We start from the raw sequence: 23,202 nt of genomic DNA on the forward strand, positions 1-23,202 counted from the left end.
GCCATGAATCAGGAGAAATGCCCATGAGCAAAAAGATTGCAGTGATCCTTTCCGGCTGTGGCGTGTACGACGGCGCAGAGATCCATGAAAGCGTGATCACCCTGCTGCGCCTGGACCAGCGCGGCGCTCAAGTGGAATGCTTTGCACCCGACGTTGCGCAGTTGCACGTGATCAACCACCTCACGGGCGAAGAAATGCCCGAGTCGCGCAACGTGCTGGTGGAATCCGCGCGTATCGCCCGCGGCGCCGTGAAGGATATAGGCCAAGCCAACGCCGCAGACTTTGACGCGCTGATCGTGCCGGGCGGGTTTGGTGCGGCCAAGAACCTGTCGAACTTTGCCGTGGAAGGCGCCGGTTGCAGCATCAACCCTCAGGTGCTGGCACTGGCTGAAGCCTTTGCCGAAGCGGGCAAGCCGGTGGGGTTGATCTGCATTTCGCCGGCCCTGGCCGCCAAGATCTACGGCCCTGGCGTGACCTGCACCATCGGCAACGATGCCAGCACCGCCGCAGCCCTGGACAAGATGGGCGCCACCCACCTCGAATGCACCGTGGAGGACATCGTCGAAGACCAGGCGCGCAAGCTGGTGAGTACGCCGGCCTACATGCTGGGCAAGAACATCAGCGAGGTGGCGTCAGGCATCAACAAGCTGGTGGATCGGGTGTTGGAGTTGACTCACGAGAACGACTGACGCCCTCTTTCTGTAGGAGCGAGCTTGCTCGCTCCTACAGTGGTTTCATCAAGCGGGTAAGGATTCGGTCCAGCGAATTGGCAAACGCCTGCTTGTCCTTTTCGCTGTGGGGCGGTGGGCCGCCGCCCATCTGGCCTTGCTCGCGCAGGTCGGTAAACAGGTTACGCACCGCCAACCGCTCGCTCATGTTCGCTGGGCTGAATTCCTTGCCACGCGGGTCAAGGGCCGTCACGCCCTTCTTCACCAAGCGGTCGGCCAAGGGCACGTCGCTGCAAATCACCAGTTCGCCGGGCACGGCGTGCTCCACCAGGTAATCATCGGCGGCATCCGGCCCGCTGGGCACCACGATCAGCTTCACACAGGCAAAGCTAGGCTTGATCTGGCTTTGCCCTGCCACCAGCACTACCTCAAACTGGCGCTTGAGGGCGAACTTCACTACTTGGTCCTTGGCCGCCCGAGGGCAGGCGTCGGCGTCGATCCACACGCGCATGCTACGCCGCCACCCGGCGCTTTTCGGTCAGGCGGCTACGGCCATACAACACCACAATCGCCAGGATCGCCACGGCCTGCGCCCCCAACGAGTACGCATCGGCGTGGATGCCCAGCCAGTCGAAGTCAAAGAACGCCACCGGCCGCGTGCCGAAGATGCCTGCTTCCTGCAAGGCTTTCACACCGTGCCCGGCAAACACCACCGACAGCGCACACAGCAGCGCGGCGTTGATGCCGAAGAACAGCGCCAGGGGCAACTTCGCCGAACCGCGCAGGATCACCCAGGCCAGGCCCACCAGCAGCACCAACGCCGTGGCACCACCGGCCAGCACCGCGTTGTGCCCGGCAGGGCCGGCTTGCAGCCACAGGGTTTCGTAGAACAGGATGACTTCGAACAGTTCGCGGTACACCGAGAAGAACGCCAGCACGGCAAAACCGAAACGCCCACCGCCGCCCACCAGGCTGCTCTTGATGTAGTCCTGCCAGGCTGCCGCGTGACGCCGGTCGTGCATCCACACGCCGAGCCACAGCACCATCACACTGGCGAACAACGCCGTGCAGCCTTCAAGCAACTCACGCTGGGCACCGCTGACGTCAATGACATAGGCCGCCAAAGCCCAGGTACCCAAGCCTGCCAACAGCGCCAGGCCCCAGCCGACGTTGACGCTGCGCACCGCCGATTGCTGGCCGGTGTTACGCAGAAAGGCGAGGATCGCTGCCAGCACCAGAATCGCTTCCAGGCCTTCGCGCAGCAGGATCAGCAAGCCGGAGATATAGCTCAACGACCAGCTCAGGCCATCGCCGCCCAGCAAACCGGCCGATTCAGTGAGTTTGCCTTTGGCCAAGTCCAAGCGCTGCTGCACCTGCTCGATAGGCAAGCCGTCCTGCAACGATTGCCGATAGGCCATCAGGGCCTTCTCGGTGTCTTTGCGCACATTGGCATCGACGTTATCCAGGGAGCTTTCCACCAGTTCGAAGCCTTCCAGATAGGCCGCGACGGATAGATCGTAAGCCTGCTCATGGTCGCCGTTGCGGAAGGCCGCGAGGCTCTTGTCCAGGGTGGCGGCGGTGTAGTCGAGCAACTGCGCGGGGCCACGCTGAACCTGCGGCGGTTGGGCACGTTGAGCGCGGAATGTCGCGGCAGCGCCAGGGCCGTCAGCGGCGAGCACTTCATTGGGGGTCTGGCGGGCCAGGTCGGCAAGGTTGAATGTCTGCTCGCCTTTGGCGGCGGCCGGGTCGGCCGTGAAGCCGGCGATATAGGTTGCCAGGTCCCAGCGCTGGCGGTCGTCCAATTGGTCAGCGAACGACGGCATGTCGGTGCCCTCCACGCCCAGGCCGAGGGTGTTGTAGATCGCGTAGAGGCTCAGGCGATCCAGGCGCGTGGCATCGCGCAGGTTAGCGGGTGGTGGCGTCATGCCCATGCCTGCGGGGCCATCGCCGGCACCTGCTGTGCCGTGGCACACCGAACAATGCTGGGCGTAGAGCGGCGCGCCGCGCGTCGGGTCCGGCGTGATGGCCGGGGCCTGGCTGACTTCATACGCCACGGCCAGCTTGGCACCCAATTGGCGGGCCTGGCGGGCAACGCTTGCGCCATCCTGGTGGGCAGTGACCGCGGCCAGCAGTTCATCAACGCCCTTTATCAGCTCGGCGCGCTCGGGTTTGTCTGGCAAATCCGCCACCAGCCCCTGCAACACCCCGAGAAATTCCACTTGTTCACGGTATTCCGAGTCATCCACCACCTTGCCCGCCTCCACCGTGGGTGGGTAGTCGGCGCCAATGTAGTCCAGCAAATGCAGGGCTTGCGGCGCGCCCTCGGCGGTCGCGGCCAACAGATTGAAGCTGCACGACAGCAACGCCGGCAACAGCAGCCAGGCGAGAAAGCGGAAAGGGGCGGTCATGAATGAATCTCAAGTGGAAATACGAAGTAACACTATTGTTGAGCTTTAATGGATTCGACTCAAGGTGTTATTTCATATCACCCTAAAACCAATGTGGGAGCGGGCTTGCTCGCGAACGCGGTGCTTCAGTCACTATTTTCTTTGACTGATACCGTATTCGCGAGCAAGCCCGCTCCCACATTTTTGAGCCAGTCGCTTGGTCAGGCCGTGGCGCGATGCAGGCTCGCCAGGAAACCGGCAGCGCCGACAAACAAGCCAGCAAAGGTGCGGTTTACGCGTTTCTGTTGTTTGGGCGTACGCAACAGGCGCAAGACTTTCGACGCCAACCCTGTGTAGCCCGCCATTACGATCATATCGACGCTGATCATAGCGGCACCGAGGATCAGGTACTGGATCAACAACGGCGCCTGCGGGTTCACGAACTGCGGCAGCACCGCCAGCATAAACACCAGCGCCTTGGGATTGCTGGCGTTAACCAGGAAGCCGCGGAACATCATCGCCATCGGTTTGCCGATCGGGCGCACGGCGGCGTCATCGGTCATGTCCATGGGCAGGGCACGCCATTGTTTGATGGCCAGATACACGAGGTAGGCCACGCCAAACCATTTGATCGCATAGAACGCAGTAGACGAGGCCGCCAGAATGGCACCCAAACCACCGGCGACCACCGCAATCTGCATCGCCAGGCCCAGTTGCAGACCGATGGCGTTCCAGTAGCCACGCACAAAACCGTATTGCAGGCCGCTGGACATCGAGGCGATGGCACCGGCGCCAGGAGAAAGGGAGATGATCCAACTGGCCAGGAAAAAGGCCAGCCATGTATCGAGAGCCATTGCACACCTCGTAAGGGAGTTAGCGGTTGTGCCTTAAGCTAACTCCAGCGACCAAAGGCTGGCTATAGATTTCTGTAGGAGCGAGCTTGCTCGCGCCTACAGGATATTAGTGCCAGAGCCGGGCCAACGGCGTACCGAACGCTGGAAGAACAGACTATTGGGCACCTGCACCATCGCGCTGTTGGTCCCGGCTTCCTCGACTTCGATCAGCGTGGTGTAGAGCAAGTTGATCGCCACGACCCGGCCCTTCACGCCCGGTTTGTCGACGGTGTCCACCAACTCGACGATATCACCGAGGCGAAACGGCCCGACCGTGAAGATCAGGATCGCGCACAGCAGGTTGGACAGCACCGACCACATGGCGAAGAACGCCACGGCCGCCACTGCGACAAAGCCTGACAGGGCCGTCCACAACACCGTGGCAGACACACCCAGGCGGCCCAGCACAAAGATCAGCGCACTGCCCATGATCAGCCAGCGCAAGCCGCCCCGTAGGGGCATCAGCAATTGCGGCGGGAACGGGTAGCGCTCACCCAGGCGCGTAAGGCCTTTTGCGACGAAGCGCTGAGCCAGGTAGCCAGCCAGCAGGATCAGCAGGATTTGCACGCCGATCCAGATGGGTTCGATCCATTGCACCGGTACCGGTAATTGCAACGCCTCCATCAGGACAGCGCCTCCAGCTCCGCTTGCAGGGTTTCGAGCAATTCGAGGGCCTCCATCCAGGTTTCCTCCAACTGCCCCTCGCGCACCTTGAGCTTGGCCTGTTCGGCCAGCAGGTCACGCAGCTCGTCCTTGCGCGCCGCCTCGTACACGGCGCTGTCGCCCAGGCTGGCTTCGATCTTGGCCAGGCGCTCATGCACCTTGCCCAGTTCGGCTTCCAGCTTGTCGGCCTCACGCTTGTGCGGCGCCAACTGCTGGCGCAGCGCGGCGGCGGCCTGGCGCTGGGCTTTCTTGTCGGTCTTGTCCGGGTTGACCGGCGTGTTGCTGGCCGGCGCATTGCGCAGGCGGTACTCCGTCAGCCAGCGCGCGTAGTCGTCCAGGTCGCCATCGAACTCTTCGACCTTACCGTCGGCCACCAGCAGGAAGTTGTCGGTGGTGCTCTTGAGCAGGTGACGGTCGTGAGACACCACCAATACCGCACCGCTGAACTCCTGCAGGGCCATGGTCAGCGCCAGGCGCATTTCCAGGTCCAAGTGGTTGGTCGGCTCGTCGAGCAGCAACAGGTTCGGGCGATCCCACGCGATCAGGGCCAGGGCCAGTCGGGCTTTTTCGCCACCGGAAAAATTCAGCACAGGTTCGTCAATGCGCGCGCCACGGAAGTCGAAACCGCCAAGGAAGTCGCGCAGGGTCTGCTCGCGCTCGGTCGGCGCCAGGCGTTGCAGGTGCAACAACGGGCTTGCCTTGGCGTCCAGCGAGTCCAGTTGATGCTGGGCGAAGTAACCCACCACCGTGTTCTCGCCACGAGTGAGGCGACCGGCCAGCGGCTCAAGCTCACCCGAAAGGTTCTTGATCAGTGTCGACTTGCCTGCGCCGTTCGGGCCGAGCAAACCGATGCGTGCGCCCGGCGTGAGCTGCAGCTTGACCTTCTCCAGGATGGTTTTGTCGCCATAGCCAAGGCGAGCGTCCGAGAGGTCCAACAGCGGGCTGGAGATCTTCACCGACTCACGGAAGACAAAGTCGAACGGCGAATCGACGTGGGCCGCCGACAGCTCTTCCATGCGTTCCAGGGCCTTGATCCGGCTCTGGGCCTGGCGGGCCTTGGTAGCCTGGGCCTTGAACCTTGCGATGTAACTTTCCATGTGCGCACGTTGCGCCTGTTGCTTTTCAAAGGCCTGTTGCTGCTGGGCCAGGCGTTCGGCGCGGGCGCGTTCGAACGCGGTATAGCCGCCACGGTAAAGGGTGATTTTCTTCTGTTCGACATGGGCGATGTTATCGACCACGGCGTCGAGGAAATCCCGGTCGTGGGAGATCAGCAGCAAGGTGCCCTGGTAACTCTTGAGGAAATCTTCCAGCCACAGGATCGCATCGAGGTCCAAGTGGTTGGTCGGTTCGTCGAGCAGCAGCAGGTCAGAGGGGCACATCAGCGCTTGAGCCAGGTTCAGGCGCATGCGCCAGCCACCGGAGAAATCGGCGACCGGGCGGTCCATCTGTTCGTTGGTAAACCCAAGGCCAGCGAGCATCTTGCGAGCGCGAGCGTCGGCCGTGTAGCCGTCGGCGCTGTCCAGCTCCGAGTGCAGGCGCGCCTGGGCGGCACCGTCCTGGGCTTTTTCGGCCTCAGCCAGGTCGTGTTGCACCTGGCGCAGGCGCAGGTCGCCATCGAGCACGTAGTCGATGGCGATACGGTCCAGGGTGTCGATCTCCTGGCGCATATGGGCAATGCGCCAGTCGGCAGGCAGCAGGCAGTCCCCGGAATCCGGGGTCAGCTCCCCCAGCAACAGGGCGAACAACGTGGATTTGCCGGCGCCGTTGGCACCGATCAGGCCGGCTTTGTGACCGGCGTGCAGGGTCAGCTCGGCGTCTTCAAGAAGACGTTGCGGGCCACGCTGTAATGTTAGGCTTTGAAGTCGGATCATAATGGCGGCGGAGTCTACCAGCTTCGTTGGCCGCTGGCTTGGGTGTGAATATGTGCGCTGACCTGTGGAGCTTTGCCCTTTCGACCTATGCCCGCCCAGGCGTGGAGGCCGCGTGCCTGCGCTTGCAGGAGCAAGGGGCAGACGTGTGCCTGTTGTTGTGTGGTGCTTGGCTGGAGCAACGAGGTGTGGCGTACAAGCCCGAACGCGTTCAGGCACTGCAACAGATGGCTCATCCGTGGCGGGTGCAGGTAGTCGAACCGCTACGACAAGTGCGCGTGCAATGGCGAGCCTTGGCCCAGCAGGATGCGCAATTGGCATCGCTACGCGAGCAGATCAAGACACTGGAGCTGGAGGCCGAAAGAACGTTGCTGGCGCGCTTGGAAGCGCTGGCGCAGACATGGCCGATCAATGAGGTGGTGGATCAGCAAGACTGGCTTGAAGGCCTGGCGACCGAAGCCGCCAACCTTGACCACGACGCGCTGCTGCAATTGCGCGTCATGGCCACCAACACTTAGGAAGCGCTGGTTGGGGTGGTGCTTGGCGCTACCGGTGCAGGGGTGCTGCTGGCCGATGCAGTTGGAGCGGTGGCTGCTGCCGGGGTGGCAGTGGGTGCTGCTGGAGCGGCTGGCTTTGCGGGCGCTGGCTTGGCGGCTGGCTTCACGGCTGGTTTAGCAGCCGCAGGTTTAGCGGCTGGCTTGGCAGCCGGTTTGACAGCAGCGGTTTTAGCGGCTGGCTTCGCGGCTGGTTTGGCAGCAGCGGTTTTAGCGACTGGCTTGGCAGCTGGTTTGGCAGCAGCAGTTTTAGCAGCTGGCTTCGCGGCTGGTTTGGCAGCAGCGGTTTTAGCGACTGGCTTGGCAGCTGGTTTGGCAGCAGCAGTTTTAGCAGCTGGCTTCGCGGCTGGTTTGGCAGCAGCGGTTTTAGCGACTGGCTTGGCAGCTGGTTTGGCAGCAGCAGTTTTAGCAGCTGGCTTCGCGGCTGGTTTGGCAGCAGCGGTTTTAGCGACTGGCTTGGCAGCTGGTTTGGCAGCAGCAGTTTTAGCAGCTGGCTTCGCGGCTGGTTTGGCAGCAGCGGTTTTAGCGACTGGCTTGGCAGCTGGTTTGGCAGCAGCAGTTCTAGCAGTTGGCTTCGCGGCTGGTTTGGCAGCAGCGGTTTTAGCGACTGGCTTGGCAGCTGGTTTGGCGACAGCAGTTTTAGCAGCTGGCTTCGCGACTGGTTTGGCAGCAGCGGTTTTAGCGGCTGGCTTGGCAGCTGGTTTGGCAGCTGGTTTGGCAGCAGCAGTTTTAGCAGTTGGCTTGGCGGCTACTTTTGCAGGCGTACGAGCACCCAGTGCTTTAGCTACGGCTTCCTTCACACGGCCAACACCTTGGGCCAGTTTCAGGCTTTCTTGAGCGTCTTTTTTGAGTTGGGAAATGTAGCTGCGGGTTTCGGCTTGGCGATCCTTGAGAGCATCCAGCAGCTCTTCAAGTTCTTTGACCGCGCCTTTGGCTTTGGCTTGTGCCTTGGACTTGCCGGCAGTGGCGGCGTCTTGCAGTTTGGTGCGGGATTTGTGCAGCTTTTCTTGCGCTTTACCGCGTTGCTTTTCCAGTTTGGCGAGCAGCTTTTCTGCATCAGCCAAGGCTTGGGAGCACGCGCTTTCCAGATGTTCGAGCAGGCTGCCCGAAAGTTGTTGGAGCAAGTGCAACGGGGTATTTACAGGCTTCTGTTTGGCCGACATGGTTTACCTCCTGGCTGACGTGGGTGCGGCTCATACTAGCCCTCTGCTCTTACCGCCGCTAGGGCATGTTGACAGTATCCTTTGCGTTGCGTTGCAGCGTGCGAAAATTCTTATCGATATAACGGAAAACCGCGCCACTTTTTACGCACTCGCACTGGCATAATCCGTCGCACTTTCGCCGGGAGAATGCCCATGTCGCGTTACCTTTTTCTAGTGTTCGGCTTGGCGATCTGCGTGGCCGATGCAAGCGAGCAACCCTCGTCAAACACCACCGCCGCAACCCCGCACGATCTTGCCTATAGCCTGGGCGCAAGCCTTGGCGAACGGTTGCGCCAGGAAGTCCCCGACCTGCAGATACAGGCCCTGCTCGACGGACTCAAGCAAGCCTACCAAGGCAAGCCACTGGCGCTGGATAACGCGCGCATCGAACAGATCCTCGCGCAGCACGAAACGCAGAACGCCGCCGACGCCCAACGACCTCAAAGCGAAAAAGCACTCGCTGCCGAGCAGCAATTTCTCTCAAGGGAAAAAGCCGCAGCCGGCGTTCGTCAGTTGGCCGATGGGATCCTGCTCACCGAGCTGACACCCGGCACTGGCAACAAGCCGTTGGCCAGCGATGAAGTGCAGGTTAAATACGTGGGCCGACTGCCTGATGGAACTGTCTTCGACAAAAGTACGCAACCGCAATGGTTTCGCCTCAACAGCGTGATCAGCGGTTGGAGCAGTGCATTACAGCAGATGCCGGTGGGTGCGAAATGGCGTCTGGTGATTCCTTCAGCCCAGGCCTATGGCGCAGACGGCGCAGGTGAGTTGATCCCCCCCTATACGCCGCTGGTGTTCGAGATCGAACTACTCGGCACTCGCCACTGACCCATAAAAAAAAACGGTGCGACATGCGCACCGTTTTTCTTACCTCGCCACCAGGTTCAAGCCTGGGTGGCGGGTTCTTCCTTATGAGCGTTGTGCAGCACTTCGATCAAGCAATCTTCCAGCTCGAAACGCTCATGCAACAGCGCCCCCAACTCTTTGAATTTTTCCGCGACACATTTCCCGGCATCACACAGGTCGGTGAACGCCAGCAGCTTTTCAGTGATCACATCGATGCGCGGATAAAGCGTCTCAGCCAACTCCAGGCCACGCTGATCATCGAAGGCTTCGGCCTCCTTGGTCAGTTGCTCGTAGACGCCGAAATGGCCGGCAGACACGTAGTCCACCAACACCTCACAGAACTCCTGCAACGGCTTGCGATTCTCGCCCAACGCTTCGGGCTTGGCGCCGAGAGCATCAAAGGCCCGAACCAGTTCGTGACGTGCCTTCAACCAGCTGTCGATCAGCTTGTGCACCCCACCCCAGCGTTCCTGAGCATTCTGACAACTTTCCAACATGATGATCTCTCTTCCCTATTGGGGCGCCGCAGCTCTGTACCTGCGCAACACTTCAAGGATGAAGCAGCAGACGGACAAGGCCGCGTCTGACAAGCGGTTTGGATAACGCGTGCGGGCCAGATTATGCCCGCATGACTATGGCTTCAAGGTACGCAGGAGAGAATGTTCATACAAGTGTTTAATCCGCTCCTACAACCTGAGTCTCGTTTTCAATGTGTTGCGAGGCGCAAATGCCTGCCGAACAACAGCCGTGACACCTGCATGAACCCCAGGATCAGCATCGCCACAAAAAACAGCAGGCTCCACTCAGGCAGGCTCAAGTCAAACAGCGTCCAGTTGATTTCAACGCAATCGACCGTGCCATTGAACACCGAGCGCATTGCCTGCCAGACAGACAGGTTTTCAAGCATGTCCTGCAGGCTGGGCCAGCAATCCCCCACCTGGCTTGCCGGCCTGTTCTGCAACAGGACTTGCCGGCCTGCGGTGATGGCGCCCAGCAACGCACAGCCCATGCTCGCCAACCCATAAAGACAAAGGCCGGAACGCCCAGGTTTGTGAAGCGCGGCAATCAGGTTGATCAAGGCAAAAGAGGCGAGGAACAGGCGTTGTACCTGGCATAGAAAACAAGGTCGTAGCAGCGCACCGTATTGAAGGTAGTAAGACGCGCCCAACGTCAGCGCACCCGCCATGAACGCCAGGAAAAACAAAGAGCGTAAAGGGGCCAGAGACATTGTTTATCCGCACTGCAAGAGATAGGTCGCTACGGTAGAGGAAAGGCCCGACCCCTTTCAATACGCCCTAGAGCGGACTTTTCCTCGAAAACATAAGGACATCCCGCCACGGGCCCGAGGAAAATCAGCCAAGACAAGTAGGAATTAGTAACAAAGCCAGTTAAGCCGAGGGGTTGCAGGGTTTGAAGGGTTGGGTGTCAGATCGGTCCTAGCCAACCCATCCACCCTTTCCTACTTCAAACTCGCGCAGGCACTGGCAGCGGCGAGGACAGCAGGCGATTGTCGAGCAACCCCAAGCCCTCCTGAAACAGCTGGTTGCTGCGCTCGGTATCGCCCAATTGGGCCAGCAGGCGAGCCAATTCGGCGCAGGCTTCGGGATTGCGCTGTACTTGCAGGCTGCTTTCCAGATAATCCCGAGCCTTGCCCCACAGACTGTTTTGCAGGCACAGACGACCCAGCGTCAGCAGCAGGCTGGCATCGCCTGGATGGTCCTTGAGCCAGCCTTCGGCAAACTTCAGTTGCCGCGCAGGATCACTGCCGCGCAGCAGGCCATACAACCGGATCAGGTGACTGTCATAACCGCGTTTAAGGGCGCCACGCAGCACTTCTTCGGCCTTGGCATCCGCGCCCAATCGACGCAGTTGGTCGGCATACGCCAAAACCAGTTGTGGCTGTTGGCGCTGGGCAGCGGTCAGTTGCTCCCATGCGCGTTCCAAGGACTGCAACCCGGCTTCGCCTTGCTCTTCACGCTGGGCCGCCAGGCTCAGATTCTCGCCCCAGGCGCGACGCTCCAGCTCGGCCAGCTCATTGGCGGGCAAGACTTTGTCCTTGCGCAGCTCAGGCAGCAGGCGAATCACAGACGACCAATCGCCGCGCTGCTGATGCAGACGTTGCAACTGTCGCAGTACTTGCGCGTTATGCGGATGACGCTCATGCATCGCCTGAAGAGTGACCAGTGCGCCTTCCGTATCGCCACGGTCCATCTGCAACTGCGCATGGCTCAGTGCAATGGCCAGTTCGGCCTGGGGCTGGCGTTCCAACGCACGCTCCAGCAAGCCGTCGGATTCCTCATAACGGCCCTGTTCATTGGCCGCACGGGCGGCACCGATGTAATACAGCAGGGGTTGGCGCTCTGCTTCGGCGGCGCGGTGCAGGTGGCGTTCGGCGCTGGCCCAGCGGCCCTCGGCGAGGTCCATCTGGCCTTGCTCGATAGCGATCTGCACACGACGGCTGCGGTTGCGTCGTGACCAGGGGTTGACCACGCCACCGGATGTGCTGACCAGGCTCCATAACACGCGGATCAGGTAAATCGCCAGGCCAATGGCGAACACCGCCACCAATGTCGCCCACAGGCTTGATTCGTAATGCAGCAGGTGAGGATAAGTAATCAACACGTAGCCGGTGTGTTTCGAAATGCCCACACCCAGGGCCAGCGCGAGCGCAATCGCGAGCACCAGGATCACATAGAAACGCTTCATCAGCTCTACTCCTGGGTCGCCGGTTTGCCAGCCGAAGCCTTGGCTTCGTCGGCAGACTGATGACGGCGTTCAAGGTACGCCTGCACAGCAGCCAGGCTCGCAGCCAGGTCAGGCGTGACCACCGACACCGCCTTGGGCTCAAGCTCGGCAATACGCGCCAGCATCGCCTTGCTCTGCGGGTTGTCCTGGTTGAAGTTGTCCTGCAATACGCTGCGCGCTTCTCCCAACGAGCGGCTGTACACCGCCGCCTCGCCGTTAAGCGCAGCCCATTGGGCTTGCTCCAGCGCCAGGCTCAAGGCCAGCCGCACTTGGTTCAGGCCTTGGCCTGCCAACAAGGGACGGATGTTGTCATCCGGGTTGAAGTCGATGCGGAAATAACGGGAGATCTGCTCCCACCACTGGCTCAACTGGTTCTGCGTATCGCTGGTGGGACGCCCCTGGGAAGCAGGCTCCGTGAGCTGATACTCCGGGGCAATCGCCGCCAGTTGCACCACCTGGTCACGCAAGGCAGCCAATTGCAGGTACAGGCCGGTACGGTCCGGTTGCTCGGTGCTGCGCAGCGCGGCCAGGCTCTTGGCCAATTGCTCCCGTGCAGCGAAAGCCCCTGGGTCGCTTTGCTCGCGAAGAATTTCGTCGGCCCCCTGCACCAGCGACTGGGCGCTGTTGATGTCTTGCAAGGCGGACAAACGCAAGCTGGCCAGACGGATCAGATGCTCGGCCTCTGCCAGGCGCCAGTCCTTGCGGCTGGCACCCAACACGGTTTCCAGACGCTGGTTGAGACGCTGCTGATCACCCTGCAACTGAGTGACCAGGCGGCGACGCTCTTCCAGCTCATCCGCACCCGGCAACTGCGCCAGGCGGGCGGCCAGCTGTTGCTGGCCTTGCTTGAGGCTCTGGGACTGGTCATCCAGGGTCTGCACCTGGCCCAGTTGGTGCTGGCTGCTGGCTTGCAGGGCACGGACCTGCCAGATCCCCCAGCCGCCGGCGGCTACGCCCGCAGCGCCCAACAGCAAGGCGACGACTGCCAGGCCATTGCCACGGCGTGGCGCGCTGACCGGTGTCTCGACCGGCGCATCAAGCGCGGGCTGAGCTTCATCTTTAGGCAAGGCTGTTTCGCTCACGTATCCGTCCTTTGCGTATCAGAGAGTGGGAACGGGATAGCTCCCTAACGCCACTAACAAAGCCGCGGCACTCGCGCCGCGACAATCCACAACTTTTTCTGCACCCGCGGCCCGCGCCATTTCATATACACGCGGGCTGGGCACGAACAACGGCAGCTGTGCCACCTCTGGCCAATCGGGGCCGGCTAACGCGTGCAGGTGTAAAAAACCCTGCCCACTGCTGACCACCAGGCCGTTCAAGCGTTCCAACTGGATGCGTTGCATCAACGCGCCCTTCTCATACACCGGAAGAAAACGCCGATACAATTCCAGGTAATCGACACTAGCACCTTGCTCGCGTAAACGCTCTGCCAGCAACTCACGCCCGCCCTCGCCGCGCAGGATCAACACCCGGGCACCCGGCGCTGCAATAGCCTCGCGCAAGGCGGGCAGTTCAAGCAAGGCCTCGCTGTCATCGCCCGTGGCGGGAAAGTGAACGTTGAGGCCATGATCGGCCAATATCTGGGCCGTGGCCGCGCCGACACTGAACCAGGGCATTGGCGGCACACTGCCCCCCAACCGCAGCAACGCCAGGCGCGCAGCCGGCTTGCTCACCACGATGACGGCGCGATAGCGCGGCAGCGCGCCGAACACCGCGTGTTGCTCTGCGGTCACCGGCAAGGCTTCAGTCTCCAGCAAAGGCAGGCAGTTGCTGTGAATACCGCTCTGGGCTAATAACGCCGCCAGGGCCGTCGACTCCTCGGCAGGCCGCGTCAGCAGCACTCGCCAGTCGGTCACTGCGGGCCGGCCTCGCCATAGACTTTTTGCAAAATGGTACCCGCGCCTTTTTCCAGCAACGCTTCGGCGACCTGAATCCCCAAGGCCGTGGCATCACGTTGCGGCCCACGTACCTCGGCGGTCAGCAGGTTACCGCCGTCCGGATCACCAACCAGGCCACGCAGCCACAGGTTCTCACCCTCGAGTACGGCATAGCAGGCGATGGGCACCTGGCAGCCACCGTTGAGGTGTTTGTTCAAGGCACGCTCGGCGGTGACGCGCACTTCGGTGTCTGCGTGATCGAGAGGTTTTAGCAGCGCATGAATTTCGCTGTCGGCGGTGCGGCATTCGATTCCGACTGCGCCCTGCCCGCCAGCGGGCAGGCTGTCTTCGACGCTGATGGCCGAGGTGATGCGGTCTTCAAAGCCCAGGCGGATCAAGCCGGCAGCGGCGAGGATGATCGCGTCGTATTCGCCGGCGTCGAGCTTGGCCAGGCGCGTGTTGACGTTGCCACGCAAAAAGCGGATCTGCAGGTCGGGACGCCGCGTCAGCAACTGGGCCTGGCGACGCAGGCTGGAGGTGCCAACGATACTGCCCAGCGGCAATTCGTCCAGGGACGCGAAGGTGTTGGAAACGAAGGCGTCGCGCGGGTCTTCGCGCTCGCAGATACAAAAAAGGCCCAGGCCTTCAGGGAAGTCCATGGGCACGTCTTTCATCGAATGCACGGCGATGTCGGCTTCGTTGTCCAGCAGCGCAGTTTCCAACTCCTTGACGAACAGGCCCTTGCCGCCGATTTTCGACAATGGCGAGTCCAGCAGCTTGTCGCCGCGACTGACCATGGGCACCAGGGAGACCTTGAGGCCGGGATGGGCCTGTTCAAGGCGTGCTTTGACGTATTCGGCCTGCCACAAGGCCAAGGCGCTTTTACGGGTGGCGATGCGGATTTCGCGAGAGGACATGGATCAATCCGTACTGAATAGATACGGCGGATAATAACAGCTCAGGCAAATACGCTTTGATTTGAATCAGCAAGTGCGGGGCCTCCCTGGCCACGTCGCACCGGGATAAGGAATGCAGACCGCGCCGCAACCCTTGGGCTAAAGCTGCTGCATCATCTTGCGCACGCCAGCGACATGGCGTCGGCTGACGATCAACGCATCGCCATTGAGCCCCTTCAGGAATAGCTGAAAGTGCCCCAGGGGCGTGCGCTGCAGGCGCTCGATGCGTTCACGGGCGACCAGCGCGTTGCGATGAATGCGCACGAAACGCTCGCCAAACTCGTCTTCAAGCGCCTTGAGCGGTTCATCAAGCAACACTTCACCGGTCTCGTGGCGCAAGGTCACGTATTTGTGATCGGCAATAAAGTAAACCACCTGGCCGAGTGGGATCAGCTCGATGCCCTTGCGGGTACGTGCGCTGATATGGCTGCGTGGCCCGTTACCACTTTGCGCAGCCGGTTGCGTCAAGGCAGCCAGTTGGGCGCGGCTGGGACGCTCGGCTTTTTTCAAGGCTTTGAGCAAGGCTTCGGCAGTGGCCGGCTTGACGAGAAAACTGACACCGCTGTCTTCCAGCGCTTGTGCAGAAAACTCATCCTGCGCCGCACACAACACCACGGCGGGCGGCGATTCGCGTTCGCTCAAGCGGGCGGCGACCTGCAGGCCATCAAAGCCCGGCATGCGGATATCGAGCAGCACTACATCCGGCTTGTGGCTGTCGATCAGCGTCAACGCCTCTTCGCCGCTGGTGGCGCTCGGTTCAAGGACTGTATAACCCTCGAGTTCACTGACCAGACGGCTCAGTCGCTCGCGGGCTTGGGGTTCGTCATCAACGATCAGGACATTCATATTGCGCTGGATTCCTGCGTGAGTCTCGCACAAGGATAGCGTAGACAGGTGCGGTGACTGACGTCACAGCGATCCACGCTAAGACTAGCGCGAGCGGCAAAAAGTGCCCTGAGAATGGCACCCAAATTTACCCGGACCTGTTCAATAGCGCCCAAGACCCGCTGCCTTCGGGCATCGTCGTAGGGTTCACTGATAAACAATCCGAATACCCCCCTGTTTAATGGATAGTCTGGTTATGACCGCATCACCCGACTTTGGTGCATTCACACACTATCAGTCCAACTGTAGACGCTCACTGAGGCGACATTGCTCAATCGTCAAATATCGTTTCAATAAGTACCTGCCCCCAGTCTCGTCCCGGATGCGGTCGGCGGCAAGGCACTTAGCCATCTCTTACACAAATAAAATTGCCGATCACCCGCAGCACCGCCTCCACGGGCAACCCTGTTATGATCGCCGGCACACCTTCATGCCTCTTTTAAGCAGATCACGAGCGAATCCATGAGCACCGACAAGACCAACCAGTCCTGGGGCGGCCGCTTCAGTGAACCCGTCGACGCCTTCGTCGCGCGCTTCACCGCCTCCGTCACCTTCGATCAACGCCTGTACCGCCACGACATCATGGGCTCCATCGCCCACGCCACGATGCTGGCCAAGGTCGGCGTGCTGACCGACGCCGAGCGTGACAGCATCATCGACGGCCTGACCACCATCCGCGGTGAGATCGAGGCAGGGACGTTCGACTGGCGCGTCGACCTGGAAGACGTGCACATGAACATCGAGGCACGCCTGACCGATCGCATCGGCGTGACCGGCAAAAAATTGCACACCGGTCGCAGCCGTAACGATCAGGTCGCCACCGATATCCGCCTGTGGCTGCGCGATGAGATCGACCTGATCCTGGGCGAAATCACCCGCCTGCAAAAAGGTTTGCTGGAGCAGGCCGAGCGTGAATCGGACACCATCATGCCCGGCTTCACTCACCTGCAGACCGCACAGCCTGTGACCTTCGGCCACCACCTGCTGGCCTGGTTCGAAATGCTCAGCCGCGACTACGAGCGCCTGGTCGATTGCCGCAAGCGTGCCAACCGCATGCCGCTGGGCAGCGCTGCACTGGCCGGCACCACTTACCCGATTGACCGTGAGTACACCGCACAGTTGCTGGGCTTTGACGCCGTGGGCGGCAACTCCCTGGACGGCGTGTCGGACCGGGACTTCGCCATCGAATTCTGCGCCGCCGCCAGCATCGCGATGATGCATCTGTCGCGCTTCTCCGAAGAGCTGGTGCTATGGACCAGCGCGCAATTCCAGTTCATAGACCTGCCGGACCGCTTCTGCACCGGCAGCTCGATCATGCCGCAAAAGAAAAACCCCGACGTGCCAGAGTTGGTGCGTGGCAAGAGCGGCCGTGTATTTGGTGCACTGATGGGCCTGCTGACCCTGATGAAAGGCCAACCATTGGCCTACAACAAGGACAACCAGGAAGACAAGGAACCGCTCTTCGACGCCGCCGATACCCTGCGCGACTCGTTGCGTGCCTTTGCCGACATGATTCCGGCGATCAAGCCCAAGCATACGATCATGCGTGAAGCGGCCCTGCGCGGGTTCTCTACCGCGACCGACCTGGCGGACTACCTGGTGCGCCGGGGCCTGCCGTTCCGTGACTGCCACGAAATTGTCGGCCACGCCGTGAAGTACGGTGTGGACACCGGCAAGGACTTGGCGGAAATGAGCCTGGAAGAACTGCGCCAGTTCAGCGACCAGATCGAGCAGGATGTGTTTGCCGTGCTGACCCTGGAAGGCTCGGTGAATGCCCGTAATCATGTGGGCGGCACTGCGCCGGCACAGGTCAAGGCGGCGGTCGCGCGCGGCCAGCAATTGCTCGCCAGCCGCTAAAATTGTGGGAGGGGGCTTGCTCCCGAAGACGGTGTATCAGACAAGAAAATCTTAGCTGACCCACCGCCTTCGGGAGCAAGCCCCCTCCCACATTGGTTATTTCTTGGCCGCAATCATCGCCATGAATGCCGGCATCGCCGCCTGCCTGTCCGCCTCTACCTTCTGCGCATTGGGCATCCCATTCAGGCGCGCCAACAAGGCTTTCGCCTTCGGCAACGGCTCCAGCAGGTCCAGCCCAAACAGCTTCTCGCCCACACCGCAGGCCAGGTTCAGGCTGTACATGAAATACAGGTCCGCAAGGGTGAAGCTCTCCCCCGCCACATAAGGCGCGAACTTCCCGTGCCGGCCTAAGGTACCTACTCCAAGCAGCAGCTCGGCCCTGGACTTCTCCTTGATCGCCTCCGGCACCGCCATGCCGAAAAAAGCCTCGGCGAAACACGCCCGCGCAGGCAGTTCGATGTACAGCTCGATCTCACGGCACAGCGCCAGCACCTGAGCCCGCGCAAACGGGTCGGCGGGCAACAGCGCCGGACCTTCCTGGGTCTGTTCGAGGTATTCGAGAATGACGCTGGTTTCGTTGATGAACCCCTGCTTCACACCCAGCACCGGCACTTTGCCGCGGGGGCTTACCGCCAAGGCTTCGGGAGTTTGCCCAGCATAAAAAGGCACCTCTTCGAAGGGCAGTCCTTTCTCCAATAGCGCCAGCTTGACCATGTTGTAGTAGTTGCTGACCGAAAATCCGTAAAGCTTGAGCATCGCAAAGCCTCCAGGCCGGGTGTGGGGGTTGGCTGCAAGAGTTATAGATCCTCGAGGGCACCCTGACCAGCAGCATCACCCACCTGAATGGGGGTAGACTGACGCCCTTTCCTTGAGGAGCCTGCCATGAGCGAGCCGACCGATATCGACAACGACGAAGAAGAATTCACCGAGACCACGCTGATCGAAGCCATCGAGAACCAGATCGAGAGCGATAACCCGCCAGCGGCCAAGGCTACGTTCAACAAACTGACCCTGGTGGGTTACGAGCGCGAAGATATCCTGAATCTGATGGCTCACGTGCTGGCGTTCGAGATCGACGCCATGCTCGAAGATGACCGCGCCTTCAATACCGAGTGGTATGAAACGGCACTGCGGGCACTGCCCGAGCTGCCGCCGGAAAAGGAATAACCCCGGCACGCAGCAACACGCTGGACAGTTCGGCAAAGTGCGTTCACCTTATGGCCTGCTAGCCTCTAATAAATTTTAGAAAGTCTGGAGTCCTTATGTCGTATACCCCTGAGTTGGTTGCCGAACTGGAAATCCTTGTACTCTTCCCCTTGGACAGCACCAAGGAAGGCTTGAAAGTCCATCAGACTGCCGCCCCTACTGCCATCGCCGCTGCCAAGCGCCTCCATGCCAAAGGGCTGATTGACCAACCGGACGGGGGCTACCTGACGAGCCTTGGCCGGGACGCTGCCGAGCAAGCCCAAACCCTGCTGACCATCCTGACCACTGCCAACACCAAAGAAGCCGCCTGATACTTGATACCGCCCATGGAGTCCGCCGCCTGCGGATTCCGCGGGTGTTGCTGCGCGGCATACGAAATTCTGACGCCAAAAAGCCACTTCCCTCTAAAACTCCTACGCTACTGTCTGTAAACTCCTGCATGGCCGCCCGCGTCGGGCTGCGAGCCACCGAGTTCGACATGACCCGCACCCATGAAATCCGCCCCGATCTGGACGAAGGCATCGACCGTAAGGTGCTGACCCAACTGCGCGCGCGTTTCATGACCCTCAATCAAGGCCGCATGGCCCGGGCCGTCGAGGGGCTGACGCCACGCCAGCAAAGCGTGCTGGCTTTGTTGCCGCTGTTTTTCCACGTCAATCATCCGCTGTTGCCGGGCTATGTCTCCAGTAACACACCGGCTGGCCTGTCGAATTTCGAACCGGACGCCCAGGCCTTGGCCGATGCCCAACGCCTGACCCGCTCGTTCTCCTATAAACCGCGCCATGGCAACCCGCCTACGCCGATCCACGGTTTGTTCCTGATGGGCAGCCTTGGCACGCTGGCGCAGGCCGATCAAAGCGATATGGACGTGTGGGTATGCCACGCTCCCGACCTGAGCGAGACCGAGCTGGCCGAGCTGCGCAAAAAGTGCCAACTGCTGGAAACCTGGGCCTTGAGCATGGGTGCCGAGGCGCATTTCTTCCTGATCGACCCGACGCGCTTTGTGTTGGGTGATCGCGATACTCCACTGAGTTCCGACGACTGCGGCACCACCCAGCACTACCTGCTGCTGGATGAGTTCTATCGCACCGCGATCTGGCTGGCCGGGCGCACGCCCATCTGGTGGCTGGTGCCGGTCTACGAAGAAAACCGCTACGCCGAATTTACTCACGCCCTGGTGTCCAAGCGTTTTATCCGCGTCGATGAAACCCTCGACCTCGGCCATCTGGCTCATATTCCTCCGGGGGAGTTTATTGGCGCCGGGCTGTGGCAACTGTTCAAGGGCATCGAGTCGCCCTATAAATCGGTGCTCAAGCTGCTGCTGACCGAGGTCTACGCCAGCGAACACCCGAAGGTGCAATGCCTGAGCCTGCGCTTCAAACAGGCGGTGTTCAGCCATCAGGTAGACCTGGATGAGCTGGACCCGTACATCATGGTCTACCGCCGCATCGAGGAATACCTCAAGGCCCGCAACGAGCTGGAGCGCCTGGAACTGGTGCGCCGCAGCCTGTACCTGAAGGTCAACCGCAAGCTCAGCGCCGGCCAGCGCACCGCCGGTTGGCAACGGCAGCTGCTGGAACGCCTGGCGCATGAGTGGGGCTGGGACACGCGCCAACTGGCCCTGCTGGACAGCCGCAGCCAATGGAAAGTGCGCCAGGTCGCCTCCGAGCGCCGTGCTCTGGTCAATGAGTTGAACTACAGCTACCGCTTCCTCACCCAGTTCACCCGCAGCGAACACACCGCCAGCGCGGTCAATAAACGCGAACTCAATGTACTGGGCCGCCGCTTGTATGCGGCGTTCGAGCGCAAGGCCGGCAAGGTCGAGTTCATCAACCCCGGCATCGCCCCGGACCTGGCCGAAGACACTTTGACCCTGGTGCAGTCGCCCAACCGCAAGGAGCCGGGCCAGCACCATTGGGGCCTGTATAACGGCAACCTTACCGCTCTGGAGTGGGAACACTTCGCCCCGATCAAACGCAGCCGCGACCTGCTGGAAATGCTCACCTGGTGCCATCGCAACGGCGTGATCGACAGCAGCACCCGCCTGGCGCTGCACCCCGGCACCAGCGACATGACCGAGTTCGAGCTGTTCAACCTATTGGGCAGCCTGCAACAGACCATCGCCCTGCCCCTGTCCAGTGTCGATGAGAGCCGCTTGCTGCGCCCGGCAGTGCCGGAAGAGGTGCTGCTGTTGATCAACGTTGGGGTTGACCCGCTCAAACATCATCGCGACCTGAATATCCTGATGACCACAGAGCGCACCGACTCCCTGAGCTATGCCGGCGTGCGCGACAATCTGGTGCTGACCCTGGACCAGGTCACGCTCAACAGCTGGAACGAAGTGATGGTCAGCCGCTATGACGGCCCCCACGCCCTGCTCGACTGCCTGCGCGACTACCTCAACCAACTGCCCTCGAACCATCTGCCACGCCTGCGAGTGCGTTGTTTTTGCCACAACCGGGCACAGTTCATTGCCCAGCGGGTGGAAGAGGTATTCGACACCGCGCAGCATCTGCTGCTCGGCCAGGGCAATCATCGCTACCTGCTCCAGGTGCAGCAGCATTATCACGTCATGGAACTGGTACCGGGCCAGGCCACCCATGTGTCACTGCCGACCCAGGACGCGCTGATCGCCTACCTCAGCGAGGAGCTGGTCAGCTATAGCCCGTGGCACCTGGACGCCATGGCCTTGGAAGACCACGACCTGGCGCTGCTGCTGCCCATGGGCCAAGCCGAGTGTGTGCAGGTGTTCTACCGCGTCAATGAAGGCTTCGCCGACGTCTACGTGCTCGACGAATTCAACGCGCTCTGGCAACAGCGCTTGCCATTTCATGATGAGCAAAGCCTGTTGGCGCCGTTGCAGCGCTTTTTGCAATCGATCCTGTATCGCCGCGAAGCACTATCGTCCCTGGACACCCAGCAACCCGCGGGCGAGATACAGATCCTGTATTACCAACTGTTGCCATCGGGCAGCGGCCGTGCGCGGGGCGTTGAGCCAAGGCCGGCCCCGCAAGACCCGGCCAACAAGGCGTTTTATGACGTGCAGGCCATTATCGGCAAAGGCACGCCAGGCCACGTAGGGATCACCCTGTACTGCAATCAGCGGGAGTTTTCCGAACTGGAATTTGGCGACCAGCTGTTTACGGTGGTCGCCCGGGAGATCGTCGGGCAACGTCGGGAAACCGAGCGTTACCGCTGCTATATCACTGATCTGGATCTGTCGGGACTGCTCGGTGATGTGCAAAGCCCAAGCAATCTGTACCTGCGCTATAAAGCCGAACTGGAACAGTCACTCAATGCGGCCTTGAATCAGGTTTAGAGCGGGAAGGCGCCACCATCTTTGGGCTGGCCTTCGACGCTGAGCAATTCCAGCTTCAAGGTCTTGCCGCCTGGCGCCGGCCAGTCGATGTGCTGGCCCACTTGCAGGCCGAGCAATGCGCTGCCCACGGGTGCCATGATCGAAATCTTGCCTTCGTCGGCGTTCGCGTGCTTGGGGTAGACCAGCGTCAGGTGATAGTCCTTGCCGCTGCTTTGCTCACGGCAATGCACGCTGGAGTTCATGGTCACGACACCCGCAGGCACTTCATCGTGACCAACCACGTCTTCGGCGCGGTCGAGTTCGGCTTGCAACGCTCGGGCGCCGGGAAACTCGTCGCCCAAGCGGTCGATCAGTTGCTCCAGACGCTGCACGTCAAGACGGGTAAGAATGATGGACGGTGCGGTGGTCATGATTCAGGCAGACTCCTTTTTTCTGCACAAAAAAGCAAAACCCCGCCAGGAAAAGGCGGGGTTCTCACGGACCTCGATGAATGGAGGTGTATCCGGACACTACCACAGCGACACAAATAAACAAGACGCCGTCAGGCGCTCGCCTTGCGCTGTTCAGCCTCGGCGCAGATCACCCGGCGCCGCGCATCGTCGGCAGAGCGCCATTCCCGGATGTCTTCCACGTGGCGGAAGCAGCCCAGGCAGACTTTCTGCTCGTCCAGGCGACACAAACTGATACAAGGTGACGGCACTGCCGGGCTGACATTGCTAAACAGCGGCTTGGGCGGGCGTACGGTTGCAGGCTCACTCACCATCAGACCTCGTCGAAATCCAGCTCGACGCCGGTGTATTCCTGGACCAGTCGGGTGAGCATCTCACCCAGCAACTCTTCACTCTTGTCGCACTGCCATTTGCCGCTTTCTTCATCGTAGTCGAAGTGAACGCCACCGGAGCGCGCCGCCAGCCACAGCTGACGCAGAGGCTCCTGGCGACTGAAGATCAATTGCGGGCCAGTCTCGAACTTGACGGTCAGCACACCGGCCGAGTTTTCCAGATCCACATCCAGGTCGCTGTCGTCGAAAATATCTTCCAGCTTCTCCTGGGTGGCATCCACCAGGTCGTGAAAACGGGCTTCGGTCAAACTCATTGTGGCAACCTCAAAAGTGTCTGGTTTTGCTCAAGCGCCGCACGATACGGGCGAGCCTCGCCGATTGCAAAGGATACTGATTTGATCACGGATGACGGTACGAAATATCCCCAGGCATCGTAGCCTGCTTCCCTACTGTCTCGGCAAACCCCCGCCGGACGGGTGTTGCGGCGCA

At 61.0% G+C, this 23,202-nt stretch carries 24 protein-coding genes; 7 read left to right on the forward strand and 17 right to left on the reverse strand.

Annotation, left to right across the window (positions count from 1 at the left end):
- Positions 1-23: 23 nt before the first annotated feature.
- Positions 24-689 (forward strand): isoprenoid biosynthesis glyoxalase ElbB, encoded by a 666-nt coding sequence (gene elbB, locus GH769_RS23750; protein WP_032902239.1) that lies wholly within the window; start codon positions 24-26, stop codon positions 687-689.
- A 34-nt stretch (positions 690-723) separates the two neighbouring features.
- Here elbB and GH769_RS23755 read toward each other — a convergent pair whose 3' ends face one another.
- The 5 genes from GH769_RS23755 to abc-f form a co-directional block, all read right to left on the reverse strand.
- Complete coding sequence (locus tag GH769_RS23755; RefSeq protein ID WP_032902238.1) at positions 724-1,179, reverse strand: YaiI/YqxD family protein; 456 nt, start codon at positions 1,177-1,179, stop codon at positions 724-726.
- A 1-nt stretch (position 1,180) separates the two neighbouring features.
- On the reverse strand, positions 1,181-3,076 hold the full coding sequence (locus tag GH769_RS23760; protein ID WP_014720437.1) for an FTR1 family protein: 1,896 nt from the start codon (positions 3,074-3,076) through the stop codon (positions 1,181-1,183).
- 200 nt (positions 3,077-3,276) lie between these two features.
- Complete coding sequence (locus tag GH769_RS23765; protein ID WP_153649897.1) at positions 3,277-3,909, reverse strand: LysE family transporter; 633 nt, start codon at positions 3,907-3,909, stop codon at positions 3,277-3,279.
- Positions 3,910-4,005: 96 nt separating this feature from the next.
- On the reverse strand, positions 4,006-4,572 hold the full coding sequence (locus tag GH769_RS23770) for a mechanosensitive ion channel family protein (protein ID WP_003195372.1): 567 nt from the start codon (positions 4,570-4,572) through the stop codon (positions 4,006-4,008).
- Positions 4,572-6,482, reverse strand: a complete 1,911-nt coding sequence (gene abc-f, locus GH769_RS23775; RefSeq protein WP_014720438.1) for a ribosomal protection-like ABC-F family protein — start codon at positions 6,480-6,482, stop codon at positions 4,572-4,574. The genes GH769_RS23770 and abc-f overlap by 1 nt, the downstream gene beginning before the upstream one ends.
- Positions 6,483-6,532: 50 nt before the next feature.
- On the opposite strand from abc-f, the gene GH769_RS23780 reads away from it, so the two are divergent.
- Positions 6,533-6,997, forward strand: coding sequence for a TIGR02444 family protein (locus tag GH769_RS23780; RefSeq protein ID WP_019819821.1), 465 nt, complete (start codon positions 6,533-6,535; stop codon positions 6,995-6,997).
- On the opposite strand, the gene GH769_RS23785 is transcribed toward GH769_RS23780, so the two are convergent.
- The gene (locus tag GH769_RS23785) at positions 6,994-8,196 is read right to left on the reverse strand and encodes an AlgP family protein (RefSeq protein ID WP_153649898.1); all 1,203 of its coding nucleotides are present in this window, start codon (positions 8,194-8,196) and stop codon (positions 6,994-6,996) included. The two genes, GH769_RS23780 and GH769_RS23785, sit on opposite strands and share 4 nt — an antisense overlap.
- A gap of 192 nt (positions 8,197-8,388) precedes the next feature.
- Here GH769_RS23785 and GH769_RS23790 point away from each other — a divergent pair, with 192 nt between their 5' ends.
- On the forward strand, positions 8,389-9,066 hold the full coding sequence (locus tag GH769_RS23790; RefSeq protein WP_032901900.1) for an FKBP-type peptidyl-prolyl cis-trans isomerase: 678 nt from the start codon (positions 8,389-8,391) through the stop codon (positions 9,064-9,066).
- A 56-nt stretch (positions 9,067-9,122) separates the two neighbouring features.
- On the opposite strand, the gene GH769_RS23795 is transcribed toward GH769_RS23790, so the two are convergent.
- The 7 genes from GH769_RS23795 to GH769_RS23820 form a co-directional block, all read right to left on the reverse strand.
- Positions 9,123-9,581 (reverse strand): Rsd/AlgQ family anti-sigma factor, encoded by a 459-nt coding sequence (locus GH769_RS23795; RefSeq protein WP_014720442.1) that lies wholly within the window; start codon positions 9,579-9,581, stop codon positions 9,123-9,125.
- Positions 9,582-9,790: 209 nt separating this feature from the next.
- On the reverse strand, positions 9,791-10,312 hold the full coding sequence (locus tag GH769_RS23800) for a disulfide bond formation protein B (RefSeq protein WP_032901899.1): 522 nt from the start codon (positions 10,310-10,312) through the stop codon (positions 9,791-9,793).
- 236 nt (positions 10,313-10,548) lie between these two features.
- Positions 10,549-11,790 carry a heme biosynthesis protein HemY gene (locus GH769_RS23805; RefSeq protein ID WP_032901898.1) on the reverse strand — a complete coding sequence of 414 codons (1,242 nt, stop codon included), beginning with the start codon at positions 11,788-11,790 and terminating at the stop codon, positions 10,549-10,551.
- Positions 11,791-11,795: 5 nt separating this feature from the next.
- Positions 11,796-12,911, reverse strand: a complete 1,116-nt coding sequence (locus tag GH769_RS29225) for a uroporphyrinogen-III C-methyltransferase (protein ID WP_014720445.1) — start codon at positions 12,909-12,911, stop codon at positions 11,796-11,798.
- 18 nt (positions 12,912-12,929) lie between these two features.
- Complete coding sequence (locus GH769_RS29230) at positions 12,930-13,688, reverse strand: uroporphyrinogen-III synthase (protein ID WP_014720446.1); 759 nt, start codon at positions 13,686-13,688, stop codon at positions 12,930-12,932.
- Positions 13,685-14,626: a hydroxymethylbilane synthase gene (gene hemC, locus GH769_RS23815; protein WP_019819816.1), complete on the reverse strand. Its 942-nt coding sequence runs from the start codon at positions 14,624-14,626 to the stop codon at positions 13,685-13,687. The genes GH769_RS29230 and hemC overlap by 4 nt, the downstream gene beginning before the upstream one ends.
- A 138-nt stretch (positions 14,627-14,764) precedes the next feature.
- Complete coding sequence (locus GH769_RS23820) at positions 14,765-15,511, reverse strand: LytTR family DNA-binding domain-containing protein (RefSeq protein WP_003195394.1); 747 nt, start codon at positions 15,509-15,511, stop codon at positions 14,765-14,767.
- Between the two features lie 501 nt (positions 15,512-16,012).
- Between GH769_RS23820 and argH the strand changes: the two genes are divergently transcribed.
- On the forward strand, positions 16,013-17,407 hold the full coding sequence (argH, locus tag GH769_RS23825; RefSeq protein WP_032901897.1) for an argininosuccinate lyase: 1,395 nt from the start codon (positions 16,013-16,015) through the stop codon (positions 17,405-17,407).
- 96 nt (positions 17,408-17,503) lie between these two features.
- On the opposite strand, the gene GH769_RS23830 is transcribed toward argH, so the two are convergent.
- A complete protein-coding gene (locus tag GH769_RS23830) occupies positions 17,504-18,163 on the reverse strand; it encodes a glutathione S-transferase family protein (protein WP_014720449.1) in 660 nt (219 codons plus the stop codon).
- 126 nt (positions 18,164-18,289) lie between these two features.
- On the opposite strand from GH769_RS23830, the gene GH769_RS23835 reads away from it, so the two are divergent.
- From GH769_RS23835 to GH769_RS23845, 3 genes are all read left to right on the forward strand, one after another.
- Positions 18,290-18,574, forward strand: a complete 285-nt coding sequence (locus tag GH769_RS23835; protein ID WP_014720450.1) for a hypothetical protein — start codon at positions 18,290-18,292, stop codon at positions 18,572-18,574.
- 95 nt (positions 18,575-18,669) lie between these two features.
- Positions 18,670-18,924, forward strand: a complete 255-nt coding sequence (locus tag GH769_RS23840; protein ID WP_014720451.1) for a TIGR02647 family protein — start codon at positions 18,670-18,672, stop codon at positions 18,922-18,924.
- 167 nt (positions 18,925-19,091) lie between these two features.
- Positions 19,092-21,932, forward strand: coding sequence for a class I adenylate cyclase (locus tag GH769_RS23845; protein ID WP_032901903.1), 2,841 nt, complete (start codon positions 19,092-19,094; stop codon positions 21,930-21,932).
- On the opposite strand, the gene rnk is transcribed toward GH769_RS23845, so the two are convergent.
- The 3 genes from rnk to cyaY all read right to left on the reverse strand — a co-directional run bounded on the left by rnk (position 21,929) and on the right by cyaY (position 23,027).
- Positions 21,929-22,342, reverse strand: a complete 414-nt coding sequence (rnk, locus tag GH769_RS23850) for a nucleoside diphosphate kinase regulator (RefSeq protein ID WP_014720453.1) — start codon at positions 22,340-22,342, stop codon at positions 21,929-21,931. The genes GH769_RS23845 and rnk overlap by 4 nt on opposite strands.
- Before the next feature lie 131 nt (positions 22,343-22,473).
- Positions 22,474-22,692: a DUF1289 domain-containing protein gene (locus GH769_RS23855; protein ID WP_032873896.1), complete on the reverse strand. Its 219-nt coding sequence runs from the start codon at positions 22,690-22,692 to the stop codon at positions 22,474-22,476.
- 2 nt (positions 22,693-22,694) lie between these two features.
- Positions 22,695-23,027, reverse strand: a complete 333-nt coding sequence (gene cyaY, locus GH769_RS23860) for an iron donor protein CyaY (protein WP_014720455.1) — start codon at positions 23,025-23,027, stop codon at positions 22,695-22,697.
- Positions 23,028-23,202: the final 175 nt, after the last annotated feature.

The organism is Pseudomonas sp. CFSAN084952, from assembly GCF_009648855.1.
Lineage (GTDB): Bacteria > Pseudomonadota > Gammaproteobacteria > Pseudomonadales > Pseudomonadaceae > Aquipseudomonas > Aquipseudomonas paracarnis.

Coding starts and splice junctions, on each gene's coding strand:
- abc-f (WP_014720438.1), bottom strand. CDS start 6,482: ATGATCCGACTTCAAAGCCTAACATTACAGCGTGGCCCGCAACGTCTT.
- argH (WP_032901897.1), top strand. CDS start 16,013: ATGAGCACCGACAAGACCAACCAGTCCTGGGGCGGCCGCTTCAGTGAA.
- GH769_RS23800 (WP_032901899.1), bottom strand. CDS start 10,312: ATGTCTCTGGCCCCTTTACGCTCTTTGTTTTTCCTGGCGTTCATGGCG.
- GH769_RS23835 (WP_014720450.1), top strand. CDS start 18,290: ATGAGCGAGCCGACCGATATCGACAACGACGAAGAAGAATTCACCGAG.
- GH769_RS23820 (WP_003195394.1), bottom strand. CDS start 15,511: ATGAATGTCCTGATCGTTGATGACGAACCCCAAGCCCGCGAGCGACTG.
- GH769_RS23790 (WP_032901900.1), top strand. CDS start 8,389: ATGTCGCGTTACCTTTTTCTAGTGTTCGGCTTGGCGATCTGCGTGGCC.
- GH769_RS23840 (WP_014720451.1), top strand. CDS start 18,670: ATGTCGTATACCCCTGAGTTGGTTGCCGAACTGGAAATCCTTGTACTC.
- GH769_RS23755 (WP_032902238.1), bottom strand. CDS start 1,179: ATGCGCGTGTGGATCGACGCCGACGCCTGCCCTCGGGCGGCCAAGGAC.
- elbB (WP_032902239.1), top strand. CDS start 24: ATGAGCAAAAAGATTGCAGTGATCCTTTCCGGCTGTGGCGTGTACGAC.
- GH769_RS23770 (WP_003195372.1), bottom strand. CDS start 4,572: ATGGAGGCGTTGCAATTACCGGTACCGGTGCAATGGATCGAACCCATC.
- GH769_RS23785 (WP_153649898.1), bottom strand. CDS start 8,196: ATGTCGGCCAAACAGAAGCCTGTAAATACCCCGTTGCACTTGCTCCAA.
- GH769_RS23760 (WP_014720437.1), bottom strand. CDS start 3,076: ATGACCGCCCCTTTCCGCTTTCTCGCCTGGCTGCTGTTGCCGGCGTTG.
- GH769_RS23780 (WP_019819821.1), top strand. CDS start 6,533: ATGTGCGCTGACCTGTGGAGCTTTGCCCTTTCGACCTATGCCCGCCCA.
- hemC (WP_019819816.1), bottom strand. CDS start 14,626: ATGTCCTCTCGCGAAATCCGCATCGCCACCCGTAAAAGCGCCTTGGCC.
- GH769_RS23830 (WP_014720449.1), bottom strand. CDS start 18,163: ATGCTCAAGCTTTACGGATTTTCGGTCAGCAACTACTACAACATGGTC.
- GH769_RS23795 (WP_014720442.1), bottom strand. CDS start 9,581: ATGTTGGAAAGTTGTCAGAATGCTCAGGAACGCTGGGGTGGGGTGCAC.
- GH769_RS23845 (WP_032901903.1), top strand. CDS start 19,092: ATGACCCGCACCCATGAAATCCGCCCCGATCTGGACGAAGGCATCGAC.
- GH769_RS23765 (WP_153649897.1), bottom strand. CDS start 3,909: ATGGCTCTCGATACATGGCTGGCCTTTTTCCTGGCCAGTTGGATCATC.
- rnk (WP_014720453.1), bottom strand. CDS start 22,342: ATGACCACCGCACCGTCCATCATTCTTACCCGTCTTGACGTGCAGCGT.
- GH769_RS23805 (WP_032901898.1), bottom strand. CDS start 11,790: ATGAAGCGTTTCTATGTGATCCTGGTGCTCGCGATTGCGCTCGCGCTG.
- cyaY (WP_014720455.1), bottom strand. CDS start 23,027: ATGAGTTTGACCGAAGCCCGTTTTCACGACCTGGTGGATGCCACCCAG.